This window comes from Kaistella sp., assembly GCF_049588135.1.
In the GTDB taxonomy this organism is placed as follows: Bacteria; Bacteroidota; Bacteroidia; order Flavobacteriales; family Weeksellaceae; genus Kaistella.
Genome location: NZ_JBAVFG010000118.1, coordinates 1 through 9,043 on the forward strand (window position 1 = coordinate 1; position 9,043 = coordinate 9,043).

A 9,043-nucleotide genomic window follows, 5' to 3' on the forward strand; every position below is an offset into this window, starting at 1 on the left:
TTCCAGATTTCACTTTTCCAGAAATTACCAATAAAATTTATTACATCGAAGATTCATTGTGTTACACTCTTGATATAGAAAAAAGTAACAGCATTGTATTTTCAGAAATTTCAAAAAAACAAAAACCATTTTTAGTGGAAAACAAGAAAGAAGGTGCGCTTTTTTCAAAAGACCGGATTCCGAATTATAAAAACCGAAAAAATCTAACCGACACGGTTTTATTCAACAAAAAGTACAAGCGATTTGAAGTGAATTCACCTTGGAATTATACCCGTTTTTACATTTATCCAACCGATACCATTTTACCGTATTCTCTTTACAAACATGCTGAAAAAGATTATCATGGAAGGCTTGAACGGATTGATTCCTACAATAAAAAGAATGATATTTTTGTTACGCTTCAATTAATGCCAAGAAAAAAATGGGACAACGAAGCCAAGGAAATTTTTGAATTTAACCGTTTCGTTAAAAACAGAAAAAGTGAATAATTTGTTCAACTATCCCGTTTCTGAAAATGAAATTTCCATAATGCAGGGAACTATAAACGAACTCATTGTTTTTGAAAATAAGAGTGATATTTATTCATTTTTAGAGCTTCTGAAATTGAATAATCAAACCAATGACAGGACGCTTATTACTTTGAATTCTACTGAAAATGTGAAGGAATTACTCAACAGATATCAGGATTTTGAAGGCAAAATATTTCTTTGCCTAACTGGTAATAGAAGAGGAAATGCAGCAACCGAGAAAATTCTAGTAGCGTTGCAAAACAAAAACATCAAAGACATCCGTTTATTGTACGGAATTTCTGAAAATGGAAATCAAAATCTGGGAGAATATCTAAAAAATAAACTTCATCTTCAAAATAAAAATACTAAATTAGTTGAGTTAAAAACTCCAGAAAATGAAAACAATATTATTAAATCAAATGGAATTCCCGACACTCAGCACTTGGGATCCGGATTTTCTGAACGAAATTCTGGAAAATTTAGCGAAAACAGCCAATCCGAGCAAAACGGAAATTCAGGAAGTGGACAAACTTTGGGCAGCAACAATGCTGGAAATGGACTTGCAATCTCAGAGCGGTTCGATTTGGGAAGAGAACGAGGAGGAAGATCCGCAATTAGCCCACAACAAAATGATGTTCGAGAAAATGAAGAAGGAGAAAATTCCCTGGTCGGAATATTAAATTTAATAACAGGTATTGAGGAATTAGACCTTCTGATTTCAAAATATCGCTTTCATAAAATCGCCAACGAACAGGTTGCGGAAGTAGTTTCCGCAGCTTGTTTTGTTTCTGGCAACAATGAAATTCTATTAAAAGAAAATCTAAAAATCACCGATGATTTAAAAGATATTTGTAATCAATTCAAAAGTGGCGGAACAGCGAAAGAAGGCAGAGGGATTTTAGATGAATATTACACCGATTCAAAAATTGTGGATGTCGTCCGAAATTTAATCAAAAATCAATTTAAAGATAAAAATGAAATTTCTGTTTTAGAACCGAGTGTAGGAACAGGAAATTTCGTTTATGCCGCAAAAGCTTTAGGAACAAAAGCAAATGTTACCGCTTTCGAAATCAACGAAACTACTGCGAAAATTACTAAAATTTTTCACCCCGAAATTGATGTTAATTTAAGATCTTTTGAAACCGAATTTATTAATGAAAATGGAAGCAAAAAAGAGGTTTCGAAAAAATATGATTTAGTCATCGGAAATCCTCCTTACGGTGAACATCGTGGTTTTTATAAAGGTTTAGGTGAAGAACCCAATATTTCCAAATATGAAGATTATTTCGTAAAGCGAAGTTTGGACGTTCTGAACGACGAAGGAATTTTTGCAATGGTTCTTCCTTCATCTTGGCTGAACAGACAGAAAAAACTGAACGGAGCTGAAATTACGCACGCTTTCCGATTGCCTTCTGGTGCGTTTTTCGGTACTAAAATCGGAACAGATATTATTATTCTAAAGAAAAATTCTCAAAAGCAAAATCAGGATATTTCAAGATATTTCGAGCAAAAGCATGAGAAAGTTTTAGGCGAAATAAAAGAAAGAAGTAATCAGTTCGGAAGATTGGAAACTTATGTTTCAGGTAATCTTGATGATGCTCTTTTGCAAATCGCAAAAATTCTGTCTCAAAAAAACACCGAAAGAATCGGCAATCTGTTTGAAGATTTGTTTTTGGAAAATACGGAAACAAAAAACGAAGATTCTAAGAAGATTGAAAACCAAAATAAAAATAAGTTCAATGTAACTGAAGCTCAAGAAAAAATTGAATTGGTACTTTCAAAACTCAATGAGATTAAGTTTAAATCTCCCACAATTACTTCTGAATTAAGGAAATATGAAAAGCTTCACGAAGATTTAATTATAAAACCCAAATCGTTTTCGGAGGAGAAATTAAAAGCGCTAATTGAAAAAAGCGATAGAATAATTTCTATTCACAATACGAAAACGGAGAAGGAATATTTAATCCAAACAAAACCAGAAATAAAGAAAGGTATTTTAAAATATCAATTCTCAAAAAAGGATGAAATTGTAAATTCTTCTTTGCAAAATAGTTCTGAGCTTAGCGATGAGGAAATAGCTTCATTCAAAGCTACTTCTTATGATGGTAGGATAAAAAACTTTTCAAGACATTTTGATTTTGCGAATTATTATAAGGAAGAATACATTCATGATTTTTACTATGCAGAAGGGAATATATATCAAAAGCTGGAACAATTAGAAAAAGATTACAGTGAAGATTGGGGAATAGGTGGACTTGAAAAGAAGCAATACGAAAAGCAAAAATCATTGTTAGAAAGGGTGCTGCCAAAACCTAAAACACTTGATCAGATTTCAATAAGTCCAAACCACGAATTTGTACAAAAATTTGAATTAGGACAAATTGAAAAAGAAACTTATAATTATGGAACAAAACGTTCAGAAATAGTAATTGTTGACTACAATCTTGCAGAAAAATTTAAAGATTTTGTCGGCACTTTATCTAGTGAAGCTTTCGCAGGTTCTTCAGCTTGGGAAGTTAAAAGTTTTGTAGATAATGAAACGGTTACTGGTAGCGATAAAGAAAGAAATGGGTTGGTCAGAGAAAGACGAAAAGCCGCAGCCAATGATTTATTTCAAAAATTTGTTCGCGAAGAATTGCCAGAAGATCTTCGCCAACGTTTCGTAAAAGATTTTAATAGAAATTACAATAATATTCACGTTCCGGATTATTCGAAATTTCCTTTATTTTCTAAAATTCATCAAAATTTCAAAGGAAAAGAATTAAAATTAACAGAAGTTCAAAAAGCAGGAATCGGCAGACAAACTACAAAAGGAGTTGGATTACTTGCACACGAAGTTGGCTTTGGGAAAACACTTTCCGGAATTCTTTCAATGCACGAAGCCATGGAACGAGGAAATGCGAAACGACCAATCATCGTAGTTCCGAATGATAGTATTCTGAAACAATGGGTAGAAACCATTTTTGAAACCATTCCCAATGCTAAAGTGAATGTTTTAGGGAATTTGGGGAAAGATTTCGACCTTTCAAAATTTGATAATAAAGACGGTGAAATTACCATTGTTACTTATGAAGGTTTCAATAATATTGGATTTTCATCAGAAATCACCGAAGAATTGGCTTCAAAATTCAGTTACATTTCCATCAGTGAGATGAAAAGTGTGACCAATACGGAAAGAGAAAACCAAATTGATTTACAGAAAGAAAAAGAAGTAGAGGGAAAAATGAAGCGTGGAAAAATCTATGATTGGGAAGATTTTGGTTTTGATCATTTCACTTTTGATGAAGTTCATAATGCCAATCACATTGTAGGAAAAGTAAAAATTGAAGACCGACGATTTTCATCTGACTTTAGAAATCAGAACCAGCAAACCTCGAAATTAGGAATCAATACTTGGATGGCAGCGCAATATATTCAAGATACACAAGATGGAAGAAATGTTACTTTGCTTTCTGCAACGCCATTTACCAACAAGCCTTTAGAATATTATTCGATTTTATCTTTAGTTGCAAATAAACGTTTGGAAGAATCGGGATATTTCAATGTGAATACATTCTTTGAAACTTTTATGGAAGCGGATAATGATATGGAAATCGATGCGAAAGGTGATGTGAAATATAAAGCCAATGTTCGAAGATTTAAGAATAATTCTTTGTTTCAGCAGTTGTTATCAGAGTTTATTGACATTAAAGGTGAAGAAGATAACCCGGAACTGAAACGCCCAAATAAAATCAATAAAGAATATAAAATCGAGCAAAACGATCTGGCGAAAGAGCAATATGATTTATTGAATGAAAACTTTAATCAAACCGAGAAAGGCGCAATTTTGACGCATATTTTGAATGCTCGACTGATTGCAATTTCACCGTATTTGTCACCTTATTATGAGGACGAAGAACCAAGTTTGAAAGAATTTATTGAATCATCAACGAAGTTGAAACAAACTATGGATTTAATTAAGCAGAATAAAAAAGACATTCCTCAGTCCGGGCAAATTATCTATTCTGAATTAGCGGTTGCACAGTTCCCCAAATTAAAGGAGTATCTTATTAATGAAATTGGATTTAAACCAGAGGAAATTGGAATTATTACTGGTGCAACAAGCAAGAAAAATAGAATTTCTATCCAAGATGATTTTAATTCTGGAAAAATAAAAGTGGTTATTGGTAGTGAAGCGATTCAAGAAGGAATGAATCTGCAAGAAAATACGACGGATGTGTATATGCTTTCTTTGCCATACAATTTCACCTCGTTACGCCAAGTTGAAGGAAGAGCGTGGAGACAGGGAAATAAGAATGAAAATGTGCGGGTGAATTTTATGTTGACCAATGATAGCATTGATGTTTTTATGCTTCAAAAATTACAGGCAAAACAATCAAGATATTTGGAAGCGATGAAAAAAGGAGCCGATGTTTTGGATGTTTCAGACATTAGTGCTCAGGAATTAAAAACTTCCATCATTACCAATCCAGAAACCAGAGCCAATATAGAAATCGAACTCATCAAAAGGAAGATTGAAAGTGAGAAAAATAAATTCCTTGCCGATAGTGCTTTTGTATTAAGAAAATATGAAGATGTTTTGAAAGTAAAAGAGTTGGTTACAAAAGCTGAACATTCTTACAATAGAATTGAGGGTTATTCGAAAAATGGCGACGGAAATTCTGAATATTGGGCAACCCAATTGCCATCTTACCAAAAAACGATTAATCTACATAAAGCTCAAGTTCAAGAAGTAATTGAAAATTTAGCTCAGAAAGGAATAGATATTTCTCAAATAGAATATCAAGCCAAAATTACTGAGGATAAAATTGCGGAATTAGATAAAAAGTTGGAAGAACTTCCAGAGATGAGAGAGAATTTGGTGGCTTTGTATCAATTGGAAAAAGAGAAGCAACTTGAAGCTAATGAGAATAAGGATTATGTGAGGGAAAGAGGGGATGAGAATTTTTCTCTTTTTAAAAAAAATCAGATAAAGGATTTTAAAAATAATTCAGAAACCAAAAATTTATTAAATGAAGAATGCGTAATATCTATGATTAGGAAAAGATGAATGTTTTTACCCCCAATAAATTGGAACCTTATTTTATCGAACAAATTTGAAAACGCTATCTGGTTTTGGAAGCTTGATTTTGGTTTAAAAATCGACAGTCATCAGCAGAAGGAATATTGAATCGGGTAAAATTTCGGAGAAACTTGCACACAAAAATAATATTCCATCAGCTACTTTTGATGAAATTTTTAAGGATACACGACGCCTGTTTACATTTTTACGGTATAGAAAAAGAAAAATTGATTGGTCTGAAAGTAATGATATAGAAAACAAGTGAAAGAATAAATTAAAACTTAAGATTCAAGTTAAGATTTAACATTTGAAATATTTCCGTCTTCCAATTCTTTCTTCCTTTGTTTTATAAAATCAGTTGGTCGTATTCCATTGATTTCCTGAAACAGGTCAGAGAAATTCTGACGGGAACCGATTCCGCATTCCTCTGCTAATCCTTGAACTTTTAGACGAAGGTATTTCGGATTGTCATACATTAATTGTGTAATATAATTAATACGAAGTGTAGAAAGATATTTGCTGAAATTCACCCCTTTGGTATCATTAATATACTGAGAAAGGTAGGATTTATTGGTAGCAAAATTATCTGCAAGTTGTTCAATCGTAAGACCACTCTCATTAAAGCCTTTATTCTCTTCAAAATCCTTTAATTTTTTATATAATTCCGAAAAAATATCTTCACTGATAATGGATTTTCCTTGTGCGGAAATACTCTCATAAGAAATAGAAACTGAGTTTTTATTTTGCTCTAGCAGTTTTTTCTCAAGATCAGAATATTTCTGTTTTATTAGTTTCTCATTTTGATAATATCTCCAGACCCAAAAAGACAGCATTCCAATAATGGCAGTAAGTATCAAAATAACTACTAAGCTCCATTTACTTCGTTTTTCCAGTTGGGTTTTCGCTTCCACAAGAACTTGATTATCAAACCCTCTATGTATTTTAGAAGAAAGGAAGGGGAAGTCTTTTTTCAGAATGCTATTCACTTTCAGTAAATCATTCGTGTAAGATAATTCTTTTTGATATTCATTCTTCCTTCGAGAATATGAAATAAGTAATTCGTAGTTTTCCTGTAATTCGGGAAAGATAAATTGTCTTTTTCGGAAAATAGAATCTACCTTTTCAAACTGCTTAATTGCAGAGTCTTTTTTATCCATGCTCAAAAGACTTTTACCGATATAAAAATCAGATACAGAAGTCCAGTAAACATCATCATTCTTTTTCAGAACCGACAATGCTTTGGTAAGACTTTCCTCGGCTGTTTTGTAATTCTTATGGTAATAATCCGAAATACCCTTGCATTTCAGAAAATAAGCATTTTCCAAAGGGAAATCTTTGGATTGATCCGTAAAATTGAACCCGATATTAATTATTGAATCTGCTGTTTTATATTTATTAATTTTTTGGTAACAGGCGATTGCTTGATGCATGCTATTCAGATAACCTTTAGTGTCATTATAAACTTGATTAGGGTGATTTTTTTCTTTGGTTTTTTGTTCAAAATAAACAATGCATTCTTTAAAATATTCCAGAGCTTCATCATAATATCCTAGATAGCTTTTTACTAATCCCATTTGATACACTATTTTATACTTCAGGTAATCATCATTTCCTTTTTTAGAATAATCATATGCTTTTAGGTATTCTGTCAATGCAGCCGGATAATTTTTGTAATAAAAGTAGTATAAACTCCCCTTCAGTAAATAGGTAGTAGAAATTAAATTATTATCACTTGTTTCTTTCGCAGAAATAATAGCACTATCGGCATATTTTATTTTTAGGGATTTATCGGATGAAAAAAAAGTGCCATCCCTGTATCCTTGTACTAATTGTGTTCTGTTCTTTTCTTGCTTTGCTTTTTGGATGAAAAGATTAATATGCTGAAGAGCAGACCCGTCATTCTCACTTAAGTTTTCATATTTACTTCGCAATTTATCATAAGCTTCTTGTCCGTTTATTTTTCCAAAAGAAAAAAAGAGAGAAACATAGAAAAGATATAAAATAATTTTTTTGAGATGCATTTTAAGAAATATGATTGTGTTTGGTTTCCAAAAATAATCAAAATGGTTCAGATTGTATTAAAATTTATGGATTTTGTGAAAAAACGTTTTTTTATCTAATCTGCAAAATATCAATGTTTTACCCGTCCTAATTTCTCAATTAGGACGTCACAATTCGTCAATTGACTGATTAGGACATACTTCTTTTGTCTAAAGACCACTATCCAGATACTTTTGACATAAGAATTCAATAAAAAAAAATCTCCCGGCGCCGGGATAAACTTCAAAAACAAAATTATAATGAAAAAGTTTATCTCTTGGGTAGCAGCATTTGCTGTATTAGTTTCAGTAGCGAGTTGTAGAGAAACAGAAGAATTAACGGCTGTACCAGAAACAAATTACGTTAATGCAAAATTAAAGAAAGATTCTTTGGAAATCAAAACAGAAAATCATACTTCATTAGACACTTCAAATACGGTAAATGATGCAGAGGGAGATCCTCCAAAGAAAGATGAGATCAAATGGTAGTTCTTAAAAAAATGATTTATCATCTGCTGGATTTTGTAGTGCGCAATATAAATGAAAACAGATTATAGATAAATGTAAATTAATTCTTTAACTAGTAGCAAAGAATAAAGTTCCCGACTTTGCTTCTTACTAAAACAAAAGGGGACAAAAAATTTATTATGAAAAAATTATTATTAGTAGCTACTTTCGCAGTAGCTGGTGTAACAGGGAGCTTAAGTGCAAAAAGCACGGTCGGTTCGTCTCCAACATCTGTTAAATCAGTTAAAATTGCTGGAACAATATGTGTCAAAAAAATGAAAGATCTTTTTGGCAATGTTTATTATGTTCAAGTAACTTGCCCACCAGTTGTAGTTGTTCCTTAGCATTAATTGTATCAACTGATTAATCAATTCTTAGATTAATCAGTTGATTTAAAAAAAAATAAATGAATAAATTTTTAATACTTATTTTATTTTGCACTCTAATAAAAAGTCAAAATAATAAATCTACTGTTGATATTGAATATACATTAAACAAACATAAAAATGGGTATTCCTTTGTTGCTGATGCAAGTTTATTGATTGACAAAGTTAATCAAACTTCACTTTTTCAATTAAAAAAAATAATTGATATGTCCCCAAAATTGGAAAGTGATGAGGCTGTTAATTTTTCAACAAGAACAATTTGTGAAGATGAAAAAAAATATTATTTCAACTTCAAGAATAAAACTTTCACAGGACTTTTATATGATGTTTCTTGTGACAATAAAGTTCTAATCCAAAATAAAATTAGTTTGCCAAAATGGAAAATAACAAACAAATACAGAAGCATAAATGGAAAAAAGGCAAGATTGGCTATCGCAAATATTTGTGGAAGACAATGGTTAGCTTATTATTTAGAAAATAATTTAAATAATTTTGGTCCGTGGAAAATTATTGGATTGAACGGACTGGTTATTTTAGCCT

6 protein-coding genes are annotated in these 9,043 nt (G+C 31.6%); 5 read left to right on the plus strand and 1 reads right to left on the minus strand.

Features of this window, described 5'->3' with window-relative positions:
- Together WBY99_RS06705 and WBY99_RS06710 are read left to right on the plus strand one after the other, a co-directional pair.
- On the plus strand, positions 1-488 hold a 488-nt coding region (locus WBY99_RS06705), incomplete at its 5' end, for a hypothetical protein (protein WP_423975560.1).
- Positions 481-5,559 carry a helicase-related protein gene (locus WBY99_RS06710; protein ID WP_423975561.1) on the plus strand — a complete coding sequence of 1,693 codons (5,079 nt, stop codon included), beginning with the start codon at positions 481-483 and terminating at the stop codon, positions 5,557-5,559. The genes WBY99_RS06705 and WBY99_RS06710, both read left to right, overlap by 8 nt.
- Before the next feature lie 305 nt (positions 5,560-5,864).
- On the opposite strand, the gene WBY99_RS06715 is transcribed toward WBY99_RS06710, so the two are convergent.
- Positions 5,865-7,592: an AraC family transcriptional regulator gene (locus WBY99_RS06715; RefSeq protein WP_423975562.1), complete on the minus strand. Its 1,728-nt coding sequence runs from the start codon at positions 7,590-7,592 to the stop codon at positions 5,865-5,867.
- A gap of 279 nt (positions 7,593-7,871) precedes the next feature.
- Between WBY99_RS06715 and WBY99_RS06720 the strand changes: the two genes are divergently transcribed.
- From WBY99_RS06720 to WBY99_RS06730, 3 genes are all read left to right on the plus strand, one after another.
- Positions 7,872-8,099 (plus strand): hypothetical protein, encoded by a 228-nt coding sequence (locus WBY99_RS06720; protein WP_423975563.1) that lies wholly within the window; start codon positions 7,872-7,874, stop codon positions 8,097-8,099.
- Positions 8,100-8,257: 158 nt separating this feature from the next.
- Positions 8,258-8,461, plus strand: a complete 204-nt coding sequence (locus tag WBY99_RS06725; protein ID WP_423975564.1) for a hypothetical protein — start codon at positions 8,258-8,260, stop codon at positions 8,459-8,461.
- A 62-nt stretch (positions 8,462-8,523) separates the two neighbouring features.
- The coding region (locus tag WBY99_RS06730; RefSeq protein ID WP_423975565.1) for a GLPGLI family protein at positions 8,524-9,043 on the plus strand (520 nt) is incomplete at its 3' end.

Excerpts from the sequence above, each read along its gene's own strand:
- WBY99_RS06725 (WP_423975564.1), top strand. The coding sequence starts at position 8,258 with ATGAAAAAATTATTATTAGTAGCTACTTTCGCAGTAGCTGGTGTAACA.
- WBY99_RS06720 (WP_423975563.1), top strand. The coding sequence starts at position 7,872 with ATGAAAAAGTTTATCTCTTGGGTAGCAGCATTTGCTGTATTAGTTTCA.
- WBY99_RS06715 (WP_423975562.1), bottom strand. The coding sequence starts at position 7,592 with ATGCATCTCAAAAAAATTATTTTATATCTTTTCTATGTTTCTCTCTTT.